General features: G+C 41.5%; 11 protein-coding genes. 4 read left to right on the top strand and 7 right to left on the bottom strand.

Going from position 1 to position 21,045, the window contains the following annotated elements:
• The first annotated feature begins 99 nt into the window (after positions 1-99).
• The 4 genes from VYM24_RS04070 to VYM24_RS04055 all read left to right on the top strand — a co-directional run bounded on the left by VYM24_RS04070 (position 100) and on the right by VYM24_RS04055 (position 5,915).
• Positions 100-615 carry a hypothetical protein gene (locus tag VYM24_RS04070; RefSeq protein WP_022208309.1) on the top strand — a complete coding sequence of 172 codons (516 nt, stop codon included), beginning with the start codon at positions 100-102 and terminating at the stop codon, positions 613-615.
• 103 nt (positions 616-718) lie between these two features.
• Positions 719-1,411, top strand: coding sequence for a DUF6250 domain-containing protein (locus VYM24_RS04065; protein ID WP_330941520.1), 693 nt, complete (start codon positions 719-721; stop codon positions 1,409-1,411).
• A 21-nt stretch (positions 1,412-1,432) separates the two neighbouring features.
• Positions 1,433-4,519, top strand: coding sequence for a chondroitinase family polysaccharide lyase (locus VYM24_RS04060; protein ID WP_425286630.1), 3,087 nt, complete (start codon positions 1,433-1,435; stop codon positions 4,517-4,519).
• Between the two features lie 28 nt (positions 4,520-4,547).
• Complete coding sequence (locus VYM24_RS04055; protein WP_330941519.1) at positions 4,548-5,915, top strand: sulfatase family protein; 1,368 nt, start codon at positions 4,548-4,550, stop codon at positions 5,913-5,915.
• Positions 5,916-5,924: 9 nt separating this feature from the next.
• On the opposite strand, the gene VYM24_RS04050 is transcribed toward VYM24_RS04055, so the two are convergent.
• The 7 genes from VYM24_RS04050 to VYM24_RS04020 all read right to left on the bottom strand — a co-directional run bounded on the left by VYM24_RS04050 (position 5,925) and on the right by VYM24_RS04020 (position 20,929).
• On the bottom strand, positions 5,925-6,866 hold the full coding sequence (locus VYM24_RS04050) for a tRNA-dihydrouridine synthase family protein (RefSeq protein WP_330941518.1): 942 nt from the start codon (positions 6,864-6,866) through the stop codon (positions 5,925-5,927).
• A 34-nt stretch (positions 6,867-6,900) separates the two neighbouring features.
• Entirely contained in the window at positions 6,901-8,028 is a 1,128-nt protein-coding gene (locus VYM24_RS04045) for a glycoside hydrolase family protein (RefSeq protein ID WP_330941517.1), read from the bottom strand.
• 299 nt (positions 8,029-8,327) lie between these two features.
• Positions 8,328-9,842 carry a RagB/SusD family nutrient uptake outer membrane protein gene (locus VYM24_RS04040; RefSeq protein ID WP_330941516.1) on the bottom strand — a complete coding sequence of 505 codons (1,515 nt, stop codon included), beginning with the start codon at positions 9,840-9,842 and terminating at the stop codon, positions 8,328-8,330.
• 25 nt (positions 9,843-9,867) lie between these two features.
• A complete protein-coding gene (locus tag VYM24_RS04035; RefSeq protein ID WP_330941515.1) occupies positions 9,868-12,951 on the bottom strand; it encodes a SusC/RagA family TonB-linked outer membrane protein in 3,084 nt (1,027 codons plus the stop codon).
• 169 nt (positions 12,952-13,120) lie between these two features.
• Entirely contained in the window at positions 13,121-16,024 is a 2,904-nt protein-coding gene (locus tag VYM24_RS04030; RefSeq protein ID WP_330941514.1) for a chondroitinase family polysaccharide lyase, read from the bottom strand.
• Positions 16,025-16,155: 131 nt separating this feature from the next.
• Positions 16,156-17,769, bottom strand: coding sequence for a RagB/SusD family nutrient uptake outer membrane protein (locus VYM24_RS04025; RefSeq protein WP_330941513.1), 1,614 nt, complete (start codon positions 17,767-17,769; stop codon positions 16,156-16,158).
• 19 nt (positions 17,770-17,788) lie between these two features.
• A complete protein-coding gene (locus VYM24_RS04020) occupies positions 17,789-20,929 on the bottom strand; it encodes a SusC/RagA family TonB-linked outer membrane protein (protein ID WP_330941512.1) in 3,141 nt (1,046 codons plus the stop codon).
• Between the last annotated feature and the right edge of the window lie 116 nt (positions 20,930-21,045).

The raw sequence follows: 21,045 nt of genomic DNA, 5'->3' as shown, positions 1-21,045 counted from the left end.
CACCTTAACAATATTAAATAAGTTTGTTTGTTTTGTATCGCTTTCGGATTTTGCATTATCTTTGCGCCTGATTAATAAACCCTTTGACATTGTAACTAGATGAAAGCAATTCACTTTGTATTTTGTCTTTTCGCGGTACTTATGCTGACGACTACGAATGGTCATGCTGCCGCAACTAATGAGGACTTCCAGACATTCCTCAAGAAATTTACTTCCAGTGCTTCTTTCCAGTATTCCCGTATCAAGTTTCCGTTGAAAACTCCCATAGCCTTGTTAGAGGAAGATGGTGAGACGGAGAAGACTTTTCCGTTTACACGTGATAAGTGGGCGTTGCTGGGTGAAGATGCGTTTAAAGAAGAACGCATCACAGACGAAGAGGGCGGAGTTTATGTCTCCCGGTTTACCGTGAACAACCCCAAGCATAAAGAGTTTGAGGCCGGCTATGATGAGTCGGAAGCTTCCCTTCGCGTAGTGTTCGAACTGATTGACGGGAAGTGGTACGTTACCGATTGCTATACTGACTGGTATAATTTCGATCTTCCTATCAGTGAACTGCCGGAAACCATCACTACAATAGAAGAGGAGAATAAAGCGTTTGAGGAGATGCATCCTTAAATAACTAAAATATACCTTTTCTGTACGATTTATGTGCCATTTTCTCTAAAAAGTACCGTTTCTTTGCAATGTGGAAATATTGTAAACGAAACTAATACCGGAAATGACACATTCATCTTTCATACAAATTCTGTGGAAATGTCTTTTTCTTTTCCTGCCCTGTACCGTATTGGCACAGGATCGGCTCTCATTGGGCCATTGGATAGCTGAAGACCAGTCGGGAATAATGGACTTCACCATTCGTGAAGATACTCTTGAATTGATTGTCCCCGAAGGACTTACTTTATGGTATAAAGATCGCCTGAGCGGTGATTACGAGATCAGTTACCATATCTGTATGGTAATGAATGGCGGCAAACACGACCGCCTGAGTGATATGAACTGCTTCTGGGCTGCAAACGACCCGAAACATCCCGGCAAACTCTTGGCCCGTTCCACTTGGCGAAACGGTGTCTTCCGCAACTATAATACATTGAACCTTTTTTATGTAGGCTATGGTGGTAATGATAATACCACTACCCGTTTTCGTCGTTACTACGGTCAGTTTTATGATGTAGACGAGGCCCGTATCAAACCTCTGATCAAAGAATATACCGACCCGGCTCATCTGTTGAAACCTAATCAATGGTATTATATTCAGATCCGCGTTCAGGACAATTGCACAACTTTTCTTGTAGATGGTGAGAAACTTTTCCGTCTGCCTCTCGAAGCCGGTGCAGGCGATGGACATTTTGGCTTACGCCTTCTTCAAAATCATGTCCGCTTCACGAATTTCCGTATCGAACACTTGAATTAACTCTATTAATATTCTCATACCATGATGACGAAACTTAATCTGATGAAACCTATTCTTGCCGCTGTATGCACTGCACTGTTTTCTTTTAGCCTGTCGGCACAGGTTGTAAAGAATGACCGGTTGCTCTCTTTTGAACAACCTGAACTTCCTGCCGGGCTGAGCGCTACGAAGGCCACGCTTGGCATTAGCGACCAACATTATAAAGACGGTACGCACAGTTTACGTTGGAGATTTGACCCCGGTTCTGTACTAACCCTTCAGCGTGATCTGAAGTTTGAAGAGAAAGACCCTACCGGAAAAGATCTGTACCTTTCCGCCTTTATTGTTTGGGTGTACAATGCAAAAGCCCAGGACACCACTATTGAATTTGAATTCTTGAAAGACGGAAAGAAATGTACTTCTTTTCCTTTCGGCATTAACTTCACGGGTTGGCGTGCCGCGTGGGTCTGCTATGAGCGTGACATGCAAGGTACTCCTGAACCCGGTATGAATGAACTGCGTATCGTTGCGCCGAATGTGAAAGGAGAGTTGTTCATTGACCATCTGATAACTGCCAGTAAAGTCGATGCCCGTCAGCAAACAGCTGATGTGCAGGTACCCTTCGTTAATAAAGGAACCACCAATCATTGGCTGGTGATTTATGAACACTCCCTGTGGAAACCGGAAATAGCCCTTACTCCGGTTAGCGAGAAAGACAGACAAGATATGCAGTTGATGGAGAAACGTTTCCGCGATATGCTTTATACTCCTTCTAAGCTGACAGAAAAAGAGATGAAAAGTATCCGTAAGAAATATGATTTCTATGGGATTACTTATAAGAACGGTGTTGTAAGCGGACTGCCCATATTTATGGTACGCCAGGCTGAAGCTTACGAACGTATGTATCCCAACTGGGACAAAGGCATGTTCACCAAGTTAGGGATGGAGATGAGTGAATATTTCAATCTGATGCGCCGGATAGCCTATGCCTATAACGATGCTTCGGATGCTGTGACAAAGGATGAACTGAAACAGAAGTTCCTGGCCATGTATGACCACATCACTGATCAGGGAGTAGCCTATGGCAGTTGTTGGGGGAATATCCATCATTACGGATACAGTATGCGCGGTTTGTATGTGGCCTATTTCCTGATGAAAGATGTATTGAGAGAAGCCGGAAAGCTGAACGAAGCGGAACGCACCTTGCGTTGGTATGCCATCACCAATGAAGTATATCCTAAACCCACGGTCAATGGCATTGATATAGATACTTTCAATACGCAGACGCAGGGGCGCATGGCGAGTATCCTGATTATGGAAGATACTCCTGAGAAACTTCAATATCTCCGTTCTTTCTCTCGTTGGATAGATTATGGTTGCCGCCCGGCACTCGGATTGGCCGGTTCTTTCAAAAAAGACGGTGCTTGTTTCCATCATCGCAATAATTACCCGGCTTATGCAGTCGGCGGTTTGGATGGCGCCACAAATATGATTTATCTGTTGAGCGGAACAGGATTCAAAGTATCTGAAATAGCGCACGAAACAGTAAAGAATGTATTGCTCACCATGCGTTTCTATTGTAATACCAGGCAATGGGCTCTTTCCATGTCAGGGCGTCATCCCAATGGAAAGGGACAATTGATCCCCGTACAATATGCTACTTTGGCATTGGCCGGTACTCCTGATGGAAAGCAGGAGTACGATCCTGAATTGGCTGCTGCTTATCTGCGTCTGGTTTCTTATACGGAAACTCCTGATAAGAATGCTCCTGATTATCTGCCGAAAGCATCTACTGCCTATGAACAAAAGCTAAAACAGCTATTTGAAGCACAGGGATTCCGCCCCGAACCCGATCCGCAAGGCAATCTGGCGTTAGGGTATGGCTGCGTTTCAGTACAGCGCCGGGATAACTGGGCAGCTGTGGTACGCGGACATTCCCGCTACCTTTGGGCGGCGGAGCACTATCTGGATGCTAATTTCTTCGGTCGCTATCTGGCCCACGGCAGCATGCAGATATTAACCGGAAAGCCCGATGAAATGGTTACTTTTACAACCAGTGGCTGGCAGGAAGCAGGATTCGATTGGAACCGTTTCCCCGGTACGACAACTATTCATTTGCCATTCGATCAGCTTCGTGCTAAAGTGATGAATGTAGATACTTTCTCCGGTATGGAAGAAATGCTATATTCCGATGAGGCTTTTGCAGGTGGTTTGTCTCAAGCGAAATTGAATGGCAACTTCGGTATGAAGCTTCACGGGCATGACAAGTATAACGGTTCACATCGTGCCCGCAAGTCTTATCACTTCTTCAATGGAACAATTGTATGTCTGGGTACGGATATTGAAAATACAAATGAAGAGTTCCCGACAGAGACTACCGTTTTCCAACTGGCAGCCACTACTCCCGAAATGTATGATTACTGGGCGGCTTATAAAAGTGACGGACAGACTTATATCGATCCTAACGGAGTAGGTTATTATCTGTCGAAAAACTCGATGAAAGCGGCAAAATATGAAAAGAATTTCCCACAAGTTACCGTAGGTGAACGTAATCCGAAACCTACTTCCGGTGATTGGGTTTCATTGGTATTAGAGCATGGAAAAGCTCCGAAAGGTGCTTCCTATGAATATGCTGTCCTGCCCCGTACGGATGCAGCTTCCTTGAAAGCTTTCGCAAAGAAACCGTCTTACAAGGTACTGCAACAGGATCGCAACGCCCATATCGTTCGTTCACTGACTGATAAGCTGACCTCATACGTACTTTTTGAAACACCACAGGCATTGCCTGAGGAGGGCTTGTTACAGAAAGCTGATACTTCCTGCCTCGTCATGATATGTGAAGACAGAGATAAACTTTTATTGACCGTTTCTCAACCGGACCTGGCCCTGTATCGCGGTCCGAGCGATGAGGCTTTTGACAAGGATGGCAAACGCATAGAACGCAGCATCTATTCACGTCCCTGGATTGACAATGATAGTGGTGAAATACCTGTAACCGTTACTTTAAAGGGTGAATGGAAAGTTGCAGAAACTCCCTATTGCAAAGTGATTTCCAAAGATAAGCAGCAAACTGTTCTGCGTTTTACATGCAGAGATGCCGCCAGTTTTGATGTGGAGCTGAAGAAATAATGAGGTTAATCTTTAAAATAGAACTGTGATGAAAGTAAAGAATATAATGTTGTGTGCAACGGCTGTCGTTCCTTCTTTGGCTTGGGCGAAAGAGTTGCCTAATATCATCTACATTGTTACCGATCAGCAGACAGCCTCTGCGATGAGTTGCATGGGAAACGATGACTTGCATACTCCGAATATGGATAAACTGGCACAGGCAGGTGTCCTGTTCCGTAATGCCTATTGCTCTACGCCCCTGAGTGGACCTGCCAGGGCGGCAATGTTTACAGGCTATACTTCGCACGAAGTAGGACTTGCCCGAAACGGTACGCCGATACCGGATTCATTGCGTACCCGGACTTTGGGAACACTGATGCAGAATGCCGGTTATGATTGTATCTATGCCGGTAAATGGCATGTACATACTGCCTCCATGCCGGATAAAGAGTTTGGTTTTACTACTATCCATCCTCATAGTGATAAAGGGCTGGCGGAAGCCTGTGTCGGCTTTCTGGAACAAAAACATACCAAACCCTTCTTCCTGGTGGCAGGATTCGATAACCCGCATAATATTTGTGAGTACGCACGTAGCCAGAATTTGCCTTGGGGAAATATAGAAGACCTGCCGCAGAATAAGTGGCCGGGACTACCTCTTAATTTCGCTAAGAATCCCTATGACGCTGATGTTATCAGTTATGAGCAGAGTTTGAATTATTCGGCTTATCCTACCCGTAACTATACTCCGGATGATTGGCGCCGTTACCGGAGCCTTTATTACCGTCTGGTTGAAAAGGTGGATGCAGAAATCGGTAAGATTCTGAATGCTATGGACCAACAGGATTTATGGAAGAATACAGTCGTGATATTTACCAGTGATCATGGCGACGGAGTGGGAGCACACCATTGGAACCAGAAATCGGCTTTATATGAAGAGGTGGTAAATATCCCTCTGATTGTAACCTTACCGGGAAAAAAGAATGCCGGCAAGGAGATGCCGCAACTCGTGAATAATGGCGTGGATTTCTTTGCAGCAGTTTGCGACTGGGCAGGTATCCGGCTTCCTGAAGGGCTGCATGGTGTCTCTTTCAGATCGTTGGTAGAGAAAGCTGATCCGTCATTGAAGCATCAGGACTACATTGTAACCGAAACCACTTTCGATAAAGGTGGGAATACACGTGGCTGGGCTTTGCGTACCTCTCGCTATAAATATGTGTTGTATGACAAAGGCCGTTACCGTGAGCAACTTTTTGATATGGAAAAAGACCGTGGTGAAATGCGGAACCTCGCCATTGAGGAGAAGTACAAAAAGATCCTCCTACAACACCGTGAGTATCTGCACAATTGGATGAAACTGCATCATGTAGCGCAGATACGTAAAGATGTACATACGATTCCGGAAGTAAATCCGGAATAAGATCAATGATTATCCCAACAAGCTGCGGACTGCCGCCTGGTAAGTTTCCAGCTTGTTGGACTTATGAATCGCTTTTTTTGCCTTCCGGTCTCCGTCCGGCATCAGATATTCCCAGAAGTTTTTCATTTTCGTCAGCAGTTGTTTGTCTCCCCCTTCCAGAAGATTGCCATACTGGGCAAATATGTCAGCATGGAACAATCTGAGTCTCTCCTGCATATCCTTTTCGGAAAGCGGATGTCCCTGTTGATACTCCAAAGCTAAGGCGGGATTGGCAAGCAGTCCACGACCTATCATGATACCTGCCAGCTGTGGAAAGCGTTCGCTGATAGTCTGTATATCTTCTACTGTAAGTAAATCACCGTTATAAATAAGCGGATGACGGCATTCGTTGTAGAAGGCTTCAAAACCTTTAAAATCCACTTCCCCCTTATATTGCTGTTTTCCCAATCGGGGATGCATAATGATATGTGTCAGTGGCAGCTCATTCAGAAAGGGTAGCAAAACCAGACTTTCTTCCGGGTTCTCCCAACCCAACCTCATCTTGACAGAGAACTGAAGGTCGGGGTGATTCTTTATGGCAGCAGTGAGCAACTCCCGTACCTCTTCGGGATAAGGAAGCATTCCCGAACCATTGTGACGTTTAGTCAAAAGAGGGAAAGGACATCCCAGATTTATGTCTACATTCTTATATCCTTTTTCGATGAATAGGGCAATTATCTGCTCCATTTTGTCCACATCGGGAGCAATGAGTTGCGGAATAAGCTGCACGCCACGGTTGTTTTCCAGAGTAATCTCACGGATATCTTTTTTTCGGATTTCTCCGTGCTCCACACGTACGAAAGGGGTATAATAACTTTCTACACCGCCGAATATGCGGGCATGCGCTTGTCGGTAAATAGCCTCGGTGTAACCTTGCAGCGGGGCAAAATGAATGGGGAGGGTACTCTGCATATCAATCAGTTATTCAATATTTCTGCAAAGGTAATTATTTTAGCGGAATAACCATGTTCCAGGAACGTGTCCCGTTTTCAAATTCACCCGGCCCATCCATCGTTGCAAAGAATATGAATGTCGGCTTGCCATCCTCAAAAAGAATGAATGGACGTTCCAATTGTCCTTGTCTGGTTATTGTGCCGTTTTCCCACTCTACTGTTTTTGAGTATGCTTTCGGGTCTTTATCAACGGTCCAGTTAATGCCATCTTTGGAATGTGCTATAACACCACCTCCTTTTTCACCTGTAAATTTAGCTACATGATCCTTAAAGATGGCATGGTAGCCCTTGTCGTCTTTCCAAAGAAAAGGATCTTCCGCTTCTCCTTGTCCGTCTACCTGGAAAATGGGTTGCTCATTGTTTAATATCCGGTAAGGCCCTTCAATAGTCGGAGCATAGGCGATTCCTAAAGCCATATTTGAATATTTCCCGTCTTTCAGATGCTTACGCCCTTTGAAAATCATCATGATAGAGCCATCTTCCTGTACGACTGGCGAGGGATTGGAGGTCAGGAAACTAAAGAAAGTATTGGGTTTTGTTTTCAGAATAGGCTCATCCATCCGCTTCCATGGTCCGTATGGTGAATCGGCAACAGCCAGTCCGATGCGCTTGTTGGAGCGTGCTACCGTGCACCAAGGACTGTTGAGTGTTAACTGGTCGTATGTTGGATCTACGAAGGGGTGAGTGGAACCCATATAAATCAGATAATATTTATGATTGTATTTCAGTATTCGCGGATTGTGTGTAGAACGCCCGTCCCAATATTGTGCACCACGAGCCGGTAGTGCTACTTCACTAAACCGGTAAGGTCCTTGCGGTACATCCGATACGGCATGTACAATCTCTGAAGCCACCATCCAGCCGGGATGAAAGGGAAGCGATTTTGGAAAGCGGGATACGAACATATGGTACTTGCCATCGTCCCCTTTTACCACGGAACTTCCCCAACTCCAATAACCTTCACTCTCAAAGGCAGGTGTTTCTATTGCTTTGCCTAAGCGATGGAATAATAGGTTTTGTGATTTCTGCTTTAACTCTATCAGGTTATCAATCTTCTGTGCACGAAGTAGGTTGATTGAAGAGAAAAGTACCAGTGCAAATAAGAAATAATTCTTTTTCATGGTTGTATGCTTGTTTAATATTATAATTTAAGTTCTATTATCTGTGGATCTTATGAGTGTAACAAAGATAATCTTTATTTTATTTCTTGAAACTCTTTTCATGAACTCTTGTACAATAACATACGGTTTATTGTATGATTTAGATTGCTTCTTCTTTCTCTTTTTTAATCCATGTGTAAGAAACAGAAGGGAGAAGAACCTCACGATCCCTCTCCCTTCATACACATATCAAATTGATTAAGGTCTATTTGATTTATTTGATAATAAGGTTAGAAGTATGTGTAATTGTCTCCTGTTGATTAATATCCTGCATTGTTAGTCCAGCCAGTAAGCTTGATCTGAGTAGAAGGAATTGGAAAATAGTAATGGCTATTAGCTTTCATAAGCGATGAAGGATAATATTTAGATTTGAATTCACTCACCTTTTCACGACGTACCAAGTCGAACCAACGTTTGTATTCGGCTAAAAACTCGTAGCCACGTTCTGCAAATACGGCTTTGTCAAATTCCTCGCTATTAGTCGTTGTGGTCAATGTAGATACACCTGCGCGGGTTTGAATATCTTGTAGGCATTTTAAGGCTGTGGCGTTAACACTGCCTGTAGCTAAATTAGATGCTTCGGCATATCTTAATAATACGTCTGCATATCGGTAAATGGGAGTAATACCGTTAGATTGCGCACTGTTACCTGCTACTCCTTGATTGTAATCTTGGTATTTGGCAATACAAGGATATCCGTCTTGGCTGTCCTGCCATTTTACGGTTTTTCCGGCAGCTGTGGGCCATTCAGTCATGTAATTGAATTCTTTCCGTGCACCTTCCGGATAGGTTGCCATATAGTCAGGATTGGCATAATAGTCTGCCCAACCGGCTTTGACATAGTCTCGTGGGTAGAAAGATTTGCCATATTGGCTTGCAACTTTGTTAGCAACAGAATTGTGTATAGCGAATAAATGTTCATTAGCTTCTTCCTTTTTGGCTTCTTTCCATAAGTCACCATATACTGGTGTCAGGGAGAGTCCGGAATGTTCTATAATATCCAAAGAAACTTCTGCAGCTTTCGCATAATATTCTTTACCTAACTTTAAAGGCCAACCTGCCATAGTCATGTAAACATCGGAAAGGAGTGCTTTTGCTGCCCATTGTGAAGGTGTGGAACTAAATCCGCTACGACTCACTGTTGGTAATGATGCACATGCTTCAATCAGATCGGGAACGATAATTTTATTATAAATATCAGCTACAGCGGTACGTGGTTGATATTCGATGGCTTCGGAACTATTTGTGACATACGGAATGTCTCCGTACATACGTACTAAATAGAAATAACTCAAAGCGCGCATGAAACGAGCTTCTGCCACAACAGCTTTGTATCGTTTCGCTATTTTTTCGGAGGCTTCCTTTTCCTCAGCAGTTGCACCACTAATTTCGGGGATAGGAGTACCGGCAATCAGTGTATTGGCACCGGTGATAACATTCCAGAAATTAGCCCATGAAGTATCCCAGTCTGCAGTGTTGGAACTTATACTTGGATTTAACTGGATAATGTAATCTAAGACATTATTAGGTTTAGGGGAGCTTACCATCTGGTCTGCTGCACAATCAATACGCATCATGCGGCAACAGAAGCCATAATTACCATTCCATAAATTCTTATAGAGACCTGTTGCTGCAAGCTCTACTTTACTAATGTCTTGCTCTATACCATTATATTCTTCCTCTGTGATGAATGATTTGGGATATTGATCTAAATCAACGCATGCAGTAGTTAATGCTATGCAGCATCCTAATGTTATATATGCTAATTTTTTCATATGTTTTTTATATTATCGGTTAATATTAGAACGAGAAATTTACACCTAACAGAAAATTACGGCTATTAGGGTAGCAGCCCCAATCAACGCCGGATACTAATGGACTACCGAGAGTTGCTTCCGGGTCAAGACCGCTATAGCTTGTTATCATGAAAGGATTCTGTACAGAGAAGTAAAGTCTCAAATCATTGAGGAATACTTTATCACATGCTTTTTTAGGTAGGTTATATCCTAAAGTTATACTCTTGACTTTTATAAAATCGCCTTTTTCTACAAATCGACTATTAAATCCGGTAGTAGTCTGGTTGAGTTTGACAAATCCTGGAATATTGGTGTTTTCATTTTCTTTGGTCCAACGATTTAAAAGTGCACGTTTAGGAGTAATAACATCCGTATTGATACCTGATACTGCATTCCCGTAACCTGATTGATCTGTTACATTATAAATATCGAAGCCGTGGAAACCGATAATGAACAATGAGAGATCGAAGTCTTTATAACGGAGAGTATTATTCCACCCCCAGTTAAAACTGGGCTGTCCATTACCTATGATACTTTGATCATCATCATTGTAAGTACCGTCATTATTTGCGTCTAAGAGTTTTTCCTGGCCTGGCACTACTTTATAGATAGAAGCATAAGTACCTTTTGTTTCCACTCCATTCTTGACTACAGTGACCTCTTGATTTACTTCGTCACTTTTCCAGACTCCTAAGTTGGTATATCCCCAAAAAGTTCCCAGCTTTTCTCCTTCAATCATTTTGAATACTTTGTTCTCATATTGACCTGCTTGGATTTGAGTACGATCTAATGTAGGGATATTTTTGAAAGTCCCTTTGTTGTGAGATAGAGTCACGTCTGTATGCCAGTTCCAATCTTTACCACTTACTGGATCTGCACCAATTGTGATCTCAAAACCTCTGTTCTGAATTTCACAGGCATTTTTTAAAAGTTTATCCCAACCACTGTGGACAGGCTGTTGTACTTCTAATAAAACATCTTTAGATAATTTGTTGTACCAGTCGGCAGTTAATGTTAAGCGCCCATTGAAAAAACCTAAGTCTATACCTGCATTAATTTGATCATTACGTTCCCATTTTAAGTATTCAGCTGCCGGACGTCCGACTGTGTAAGAAGTTGAACCATCTGCGTTTTGGGTAGGCACCATTTGAGAGAAAATGCGGTAGGGCTCTATTGCTTGGTTGCCTACAGAACCATATCCGACGCGTAATTTTAACTGGCTAATAGCTTTTACATCTTGCATAAATGCTTCCTGCTTGATATTCCATGCTAATGCTGCAGAAGGGAAATAATCCCATTTATCCTTTAGGCGTGAGGAACCGTCAGCGCGGATGGAAGCTGTTACCATATACTTATCCATTAAAACATAGTTTACACGGAACATTCCGGAAAGTAGTGTATTGATGATACGCTCTGAACTTGCATTTTGGCTGTAAGAGTCTGCTAAGCTGTTAGCGCCGAGACGTTCAAAATACATGTTATTGGCTACTCCTTTTAAAGTGAAATTGTTGCTATAGGACTGTTCCAAAACAGCAGTTGCATTGATGCGATGATTTTTATTAAATTCTTTAGTATAATTCAAGGTATTGGTATTTAACCAGCTCCAATTAAAAGCACTGTTGGCTGTAGCCTGCGTTCTGGTATTTTTAAAGTAATAATAACTCTTGGCATTGTCAGAGCTTGTTGCTAATGAATTAGTAAATGTTACTCCTAACTGAGTACGGAAAGTTAATCCATCGATAATATTGAAATCCATATAACCTTGGAGGTTGTTTACTAGCCTGCGAGTATCTCCGTCAATTTCATTAATATATCCCATTGGATTATAGGCAGGATTTCCGCCAATAGCGTAAATGTTATTATATTCTCCTTTTTCATTTGTGGGAGAAGTAGTATTGGGGAAATTAATGGCAGAAACGAGTAAACCCTCATATTGAGTCATACGTGGTCCTGAGGATACATTTAGATTACCATAAATATTCATACCGACTTTCCACCATTTTTTTAGTTTGGTATCAACTTTTAAGCGCCAGTTGAATGCATCATTTTTAGAATTTTTGATAGCTCCTTCTACACTTTCATAACGGAGAGATGCCAAGAAGTTTGTTTTTTCACCACCGCCCGCTATTGAGACTTCGTAGTTTTGAGCTACTCCTGGAGAGTTGAAAATATGATCTATATAATTATATCCTGCTTTGCCACTTGAGAAAGCCGCTATTTGGTCGGGAGTATAATAAATATGAGCTTCTTTTCCTTGGCTTTCGTTATATTCTTTTCCGTATGCGTTGGCCAATTGAGCAAATTCTGCCGGAGAAAGGAGGTCAGGCTTGCTGATTACAGTTTTCAGATTTACAAATGCATTGACAGATACGGTTAAACGATCCTTGTTTGGAGTTTTTGTTGTCACTAAGATTACGCCATTGGCACCGCGAGAACCGTAGACAGCTGTAGCTGAAGCATCCTTTAAGACTTCAATGGATTGGATGTCAGCAGGGTTAAGAGCCTTTAAAGAGCCACCGATAAATCCGTCAACCACTACCAGAGGTTCACTGTCAGCAGTAATAGAGTTGATACCGCGGATACGAATTGTCTGATCGCTGGAAGGATCGCCTGCGCTGATAACTGATACACCTGCCATACGTCCCTGCAGGGCATCTGAAACATTACCGGAAGGTGTACTTTTCAATACGTCTCCTGCTTTTACAGAAGCAACCGCACCAGTTAAATCACTTTTACGTTGTACGCCATAACCTACAACTACTACTTCTTGAAGTAGTTGGGTATCTTCTGCTAATTTTACATTGATAGAGGATCTTCCGTTTACAGCGATTTTCTGTGCTTGATAGCCAATGTAGGAGAATGTGAGAGTCCCGTTAGAAGGGACATTAGTGAGACTGAATTTTCCGTCAAGGTCTGTAATACATCCGTTAGAGGTTCCATCTACAACTACTGAGGCACCAATTACGGGGCCAAAGTTGTCTGTCACTGTACCTGTTACTGTGATTTCCTGTGCATTTGCCTGCGTGGCAAATAGTACACAAAGTAACATAATACCAAATGCTTTTAGGAAGCAAGATTTTTTTTCCATAAATATTAAATTTATTAATTAGTAATAAGGTTTTTCTTCCGTGATGAAAGAGTCGAATCACATCGCAAAAATATGCGATTAAAACAGAGAAGACTTTCGTTTATAGTTCGTAAATGGTACGAATCTGTACATACTTATGTGCTAATCATTATTCTATGTTTTTTTAACCCTATTGTGGGAGATTAATTAGTGTTATTTCTACAGGTTGTCCATGTTGGCAGTAAACAGTGAGATTTGTACTGTTGGTTTTATAAGATATTTCCGTTTGTTTACTATCCTTTGCTGGTTTCCATAAGCCTTTTAACTCCAGTTGTTTCTTTATGATACGGCTGGGCTCTTTGGTTGTATAAGTCTTTTCGCTAATGTTCAGATTTGGGTCACAAACACTTAGAATGATCTTATCATTATCATTACGGTACATTACCATTGTTTCAGCAGGTATACTATGGAATAGTTTATCAGTCTGTGATTCGAATGATTCAAATAGTACATAAGCGGTAATGCCAGTTTTGTAATCATGAACAATGTGTGCATCATTATCGCGTTGTAATACTTCATAGCTTTGCAATACTTGCTTTTTTAATTCTTCATCAGTAGGTTGTATCCATATCATGTATTCGTAAGTTGCATTGTTTGGAGCTTTGCCGTGATCAATCCATGAGGATGCGAAAGTGCCATGGGTGACAGCACGTGTTTTCTCATGAAGTGATTTTTGTTCCGCTATCTGAACTTTTATTTCTCCATCCTTGACGAAATAATAATTATTATAACTGTCTTTGATGCAGGTGGGCTGCTCTGCTTTGCAATTAATTGTTTGATAGAATCCTACTTCTTTGTGTTCATCTCCATTGATATGAATGCTGCTTATGCCTTTGTGGAAGAGGCTCTGAAATAAAGTTGTTTCTGTAGAATAGTTGTTATTACTATTTTTAATCCCACTACCTAAACATATCATCCGGTTCTCAAAACAGAAGACTGATTTGCGGGCTACGAAGTCCGGAGTAAAGTTTTTCAATTCACGTTCCATCAGTTTTGTAGCAAATATGCCGTTTTTACCTTCGAGAGAACTACTGCCTGAAAAATTTTCTTTAGAATGAGCCATGGTGGTTCCTGGTAGTGGACTGTCGAGCAACTCGAATGGTAAATGGATGGTGGTAGTTCCTGGCAGGCGATTCCAATCCCAACCGTTCTCATCATAACCGCTGGCAAGGCGTGAAGGGTATCCCATAATTTGGATGGAACCATAGCTTTGGTAACGTCCATAACGGTTATCTTTTCGATAAATTTCTGATCCCCAGACGTCAGTGGTATAACCTTTTAAGGTCACCATCCAATCGCTTCTCCGGAAAATACCTGCCGCCCCATAGTTATATACAAAGAAACCTTGTGGAGCGGAAGCGGGAGCAATACCCTGCGCTTTGAAATAACGTGCTTCAGGGGTATCCTTTTCGCAAAGCCGTAGATAGTCTGCTGCCAGATGATGGTCGAAGGCATTGCCTTCTCCTGATAAGTCTCCTGATAGGGCAAGATAAGCAAAAGCAGCTATGTCATCCGCCTTCATCGAGCCGCCGAAAGGATGTCGTCCGCTAATACCAATTCCCCATTCATATTTATTGGAGTAGTTACGCATGGCAATAAAGGCAGATTTCAGAACTTGACGAGCCTCTTCGGTAGGTTCATAGGCGGTATTATTGGTTAAGGAAATAAATTGGCCTACCATGGCGAGTACGCCTGTGGTATAGGCTGGATAGAAACCACCATGGTGGAAAGTGGTTCCGTCTACTTTGATGCCTCCGATAGTGCCCGGAGTGTATTGAAGAGAAGAGGATACCCAACGGGAAAGGCCTTTCAGCGCGCGTACTCGTTCCCGTTTGTCAGTGAATAGTAGTGCTGAAACTGTTTTAGCCATTAAAAGAGTATGCCAACTGTCCAGTAATTCATCTCTTCCGTATTGGTAAGATTGCCGGGTTTCTTGTAAGGCAGACCAGAAAATGAGAGTGGCTAAAATATTCTCTCGGTTGGGAGCTTTCCAAATAGCGTCGCGCATTAACCAGGCTGTAGTATAAATTTTCCGTACCTGATATCCATAGTGATGATTGGTTCCCATCCCGCTACCGAAAGCGAATCCCTGGTCTATGGCGAAGTCCCAGACGGTGAAGTAATTCTGGTGGGAAGTTTCCGAATGATTGTAATAAGCATCGTAGGCAAATCCGGAGAGCATTGTTTCCAAGTCATTCCAGGACATTTCTCCTTTGGAACGGTTCAGTTCATCGGGGGGCAGGATAGGAGCGCCTGTGAATCCTGTCCCAGAGCGTTGAATATTGGCTTTCTGAAAAACATCGTATGCTTTGGATACAGCTTCTTTGGGTGCTTTCTGAATATCGAGGGCAGTGGTTAACCGCTGTTCTACAATACGGAGTTCGTTTTTTTCTGCTTGGTTGAGGGCGGAAGGTAATGGAATATCATACTTATATTGTTCCCATTGCCAAACCCGGCACCAATGCCACAGGTCGCGATACGATAGGGAGTTATTGTAAGGCATCTGTAAATCGGGGGTAGTACGGTCGTTCATCTTTTTTACAGGGAAAGTCAAACGGTCCAGAAATATACGGCCTTTTCGTTCAGGGGCTACCAGCCGATAGCTTGCTATTTCTTTATTTTGTTTATCTCCTTTCATGTGCTGGAAGCCAATCCAGCAAGCGCGCCAGCCAGCCGATGCCAATCGGAAACTGAACCAATAAGATATATCTCCTTGGGGAGAAAGAAACTCAAAACGAATAGAATCTTGCTGGGGAACTTCGTTATAAATCCATAAAGTTATTCCGTATGAATTTTCCATTCGCTCATCCAGGGTGAGAGGCTGTTCCAGAGAAACATTGAGTTTGGAACCGGAGCGGAAATCCCATTCCAGGCTTTGTTTCCCTTCTTTATAATATCGGGTGGACAGGGTGATTTTTCCCTTATCAGCTGTTTTAAACTCTTTGGGGATTTCTGTTTCAAAATCTATGAATTGAGCAAAAGATCCTTGGCTGCATAGCAGCGTAAGGATGAATAGCAAGTGTTTTCTGGTCATAAGGCATATTATTTTTTAAGTTTTATATAAAGAGGGAGAGGAACCTCACGGTCACTCTCCCCACACATATCAAATTGATTAAGGTCTATTTGAATTAATTTTAAGGTTAGAAGTTCTGTGCAACTAAATTATTATTTTTTGTCGAGCCAATACTTGTTTTGCACGAGTTTAGTATTTACGCCCAATTCCTTGGTGGGGATAGGAAGGAATTGGTGTTTATCAGATGTCCTTGCAGCATAAGTAGCTGCACCGATGAAATTGGCACCTGGAGCCCAGCGAGAATCTTTCGTTGCGGCACCTAAATCATCGTGGATTGCCTTTACATAAATTCCCCAGCGTACCAAGTCATATTTTCGTAAAGATTCAAAGCATAACTCACGGGCACGTTCGTCACGCACAGCTTGTTGAAAATCTCTATAAGATAGGCCTTTCAATGGGTCTATTCCGGCACGTTTGCGTACTTCATTGATAGCCTCATAAGCTAAAGTTGTAGGATTCTGGTTTGCTTCATTTTCAGCTTCAGCAAGCATTAGTAATACATCTGCATAACGCAATAACGGGTAATTTTCCGGTGTATAGTTTTTATGCTTTGTTGCCGCAGTTTCCCATTCACGGCGGAATTTTCCACAGGAACGTTGTACGATTTGTTTTGCTGTCCATGCAACTTTTTCTTCTTTGGCATTGATCTGATAAGTTGAGATGGAGAGATCACGTCGTTTGTCATTTTCATCAAACAAGTCCCAAAGAATTAATGTAGGGGCGTAGAAACCATAGGCATATCCATTACCTGGATTTGCTGTTCCTTTTTGAATATTTCCAATTACATTACCAATACGACCAGCAGTATAGCTACCATCATCGCGAGTTCCAATAAATTCTGCTTCCCAAATAGATTCATTGTATTCTGTATCGTAGGTATCTGACGCCATTGCTTTCCACATGGTATAAACATCAGGGTTTAAGTGGTGCTTGTTGGAAATCTTTACTTGGTTTGCCCAATAAGCTGCTTTTTCAAAATAAGCTTTTCCATCACTAGATATTTTTCCGTCAAATGGATAACAGGCGCGCCATAAGTAAACGCGGGCAAGCACACCCATTACTGTATTCTTTTTTACATATGATGGAGAAAAATCGTAATTTGTATTATCTACCATATCTACGCAGTCTTCCATTTCCTGGATAATCCAATTTAATGCTTCAACATGTGGCGTGGCTTCTTTGGATGAGTTATTCACATCCTTAAATGATTCAGGACGAAGAGGAACTTCATACCATCCTTGAACTAACAAGAAATGGTAGTATGCACGGAGGAATTTGGCTTCACCTTTGATTCTTGTTTTTATAGCATTATCCATATCGGCACCGTCTACATTTTCTATTAACATATTGGCATTATTTATCCCTTTGTATAGAGTTTCCCAAGCCCCCCAGACATATTGTTCGCTGGGACTGTGGTCGTTACCATATACATAGCTGGCCGTTTGAGCTTCAGGGCGTTGATAGTAACTTAGGTCATCTATATTGGAAATCATGCATGAGTAGTAGTTACCGTAGGTTTGTTCGTAAACCAGTGTATAATAAACTCCGGCTAAGGCCATTGTGCATTCCGATTCGTTTGTATAAAACGTTTGCGGCGCAACAAAGTCATAAGGTTTTGTATCCAGAAAGCTCTCGCAGGAACTAATGGTCATTACAGCACATAGAACCAGGCTGATATTTCTAAAGCTTTTATATATTGTTTTCATATTCTGTTTTATTATTAAATTAGAATGTTACATTTAATCCTACAGACATATTAAATGAACGTGGATAAGGAGACCAGTCGAATCCCGGAGTTAATATAGAGTTACGGGTTGACACTTCAGGGTCGTTACCGGAATATCCGGTGATTGTTGCAATGTTCTCTGCTGATACATAAAGACGTGCGTTACTAATGTGAAGTGGTCTTAATGTTTTTGGCAGGAAATTATATCCCAATGAGATATTCTTTAATTTCAGGAATGAACCATCTTCTACATATAATGAACTATATTCTGCAGCACCATTCGCTTTTGCACGAGGCATATTACTGTTCGGGTTGCTTTCACTCCAACGGTTAACGTAGCCTGCAAACATATTAGTATTCTTTTTACCTCCAGGATTTTCGAATACAAGGCGGTTAGCATTCAATATGTCATTTCCATAGCTCCATTGCAAGAAGATATTTAAATCCCAGTTTTTATAGATGAAGTTATTGCTGAAACCACCAATATGCTTAGGTTGTCCGTTACCGATTGTTGTTTTATCTTTATCGGTAATCGTACCGCTGTTGTCCAAGTCTTTATATTTGGGATCACCTGGTTGAGTGTTGGCTACGTAATAGGGAATACCTTCTTTCAATGTATAAATTTTCTTGCCATTTTCTTCAGTAACATTGAAGTCCTCATATTTATAGGTTCCTTCGTAAATGAAACCATACATTTTTCCTGCGGCTTCACCTTTTTTACTAATGTATGCAGGTGTAGTGCGATATTTATTATCCCAGCTTATATAACTGGTGATATCATCTTGACCTGAGTTCAGAGCAATAATCTTGTTTTTATTAAATGCTATATTAAAGTTTGATGTCCAAGTAAAATCTTTAGTCTTGATATTCGTTGTTTCCAATGTTAGTTCAAAACCATTATTACGCAACTTACCTACATTCAAGGTAGCTGTTGAAAAACCGGAACTAGCTGCAATATTTGCATCAAGTAATAAATCCTTTGTGGTTTTAATATAATAATCCATTGTCAGATTAATACGTCCGTTCAAGAAGCCTAAATCAATACCGAAATCTAATTGTTCTGTTGTTTCCCATTTTAATTTCTCGTTTTCCATACTGCTTAATACATATCCTTGGTTGAATTGTCCATTCCAGGGATATTTATATACATCATCACTTGTAACAAGGTGGGCCATATATTCGTAGTTACCTATACGGTTATTACCTGTTTGTCCATAACTGAAACGTAATTTACCGTTTGATAACCAATTTACGTCTGACATAAAAGCTTCACGTTGGAATGCCCAAGCTAATGAACCGGAAGGGAAATATCCCCAGCGATTGTTTTTGGCAAATTTAGAAGAGCCGTCAGCACGCATAGTAGCAGTTAAGTAATAGCGTGAGTCATAGTTGTAATTAATACGTCCGAAATATGACATTAAGGTATTTTCTCCTTTTGAGGATGTCACAGAAGGAGTAGATGAACCTTTGTTTAAACCTGCCATTCCATAAGAATCTTTGGCTATATGCTCTGCTGTGATAGAGTAGATATAGCTTGTATTTTTTTGGAATGAAAGACCTGCCAATGCGTTAAAGTTATGTTTGTTCTTATTGAGTTGGTAGGTCAGAGTGTTTTCATTTAAGTAACTTCTTGATTCTGATTTATATAAATAAGCATTGATACCTTTACTTTGGGTATTTGAAGGGTGTGAGTTACCTGTACGAGTCATTGAACTGTTGAATTCTTCATTTGTATAGTCTCTTGAGGTATATCCACCTGCAATTTTCAGTTTTAGTCCTTTGATAAATTCATAATCTGCACTAACATTGAACTGTAGGTTATTAGTCGTTTTGTGACGATACTCGTTACGTGCTGAATGTACGGGATTAAAGCGGTAATCTTCCGTCATATTTACACCTTCATCGTACATTTGGTTAAGTAAATCGGTTCCGTTGGGGGATACGGGACGAAATGCCCATACACTGTACATGTAGGCTGTAGACATGGCAGTCGTAGCGGTTGAAGCAGTAGGACCATCTTGTACATTGCTGGCATAATTACCGGTGAAATCTACTTTTAATCTTTTATTTACCTTTTGGCTTAGATTTACGCGTCCTTGGTAACGTTTCAAGCCAGATCTAATGATAATACCCTGTTGGTCAGTATAGGACAATGAAGTGGAATATTTCAGGTCTCCTTGTGAACCTGTCATAGAAACATGATGGTTATGACTTAATGCAGTACGATAGATATAGTCTTGCCAGTCATATGTCGGAGCATGTCTATAATCTTCAAGAGAACCGTAAAGATCCGTGATATAGTTACTTGCGAAGTCTTCATCATCGAGAAGTTCACGTTGCAATTGAACAAACTCATATGCATTCATCATATCAGCAGTGTTCTTTACATTACCTACTGTCAGACTACCATTATACGTGATTGTAGGTTTACCAGCACCACCTTTTTTGGTAGTAATAATTACAACACCGTTAGCACCACGAGCACCGTAGATAGCTGTTGCGGATGCATCTTTCAGAATATCAATAGATTCGATATCGTTTTGGTTAAGTGCACTCATTGTAGATGTCTCCTGAGGGAATCCGTCAACTACATAAAGAGGTGCGGTACTTCCAGTTAATGAACCTGCTCCGCGAATAACAATGTTGAAGTTATCACCTAAACCACCATCAGAGGATGAAACTTGTACACCAGCGATACGACCACCTAAACTTTCGGCAATGTTGGTAACAGGAGCTTTAACCAGGTCATTCATATTAGCTGATCCGATAGAACCAGTCAAGTCGCGTCTTCTGACGTCACCATAACCAACAGCTACGACCACAACTTCATCTAATGCTTGAGCATCTTCCTGGAGTGTGACATCAAATTTCTTTTGATTTCCGACTTTCACATCCAGAGTTTTATATCCGATAAAAGAAAATTGTAGGACATCAGAGTTTTTTACGTTACCTAGCTTAAACTCACCATTTAGATCAGTAGTAGTTCCATTAGTGGTTCCTTTCACGACAACACTGACTCCGGGAAGTTCTCCCATAGCATCAACAACTTTACCTGTAACTTGGCTACCTGTCTGTGCTTGTACTCCTAATACGCAGCAAAGAAAAGCGGCCAATAGTATTAAGGTTACTTTCTGTTTCATAAATATTAAATTAATTAGTTATTAAAAAAAAGGTTGTTCTTTCTCGTTAAACGACTCGAATTCCAACGCAAATGTATGTGATTGAATAGAAGTCTACTTTCGTTAATAGTTCGCAA

This window comes from Bacteroides sp. MSB163, assembly GCF_036416795.1.
Taxonomy (GTDB): Bacteria; Bacteroidota; Bacteroidia; order Bacteroidales; family Bacteroidaceae; genus Bacteroides; species Bacteroides maternus.
Note: the sequence above shows the minus strand (reverse complement) of the source record. Positions and strands in the feature narration are given on the sequence as shown.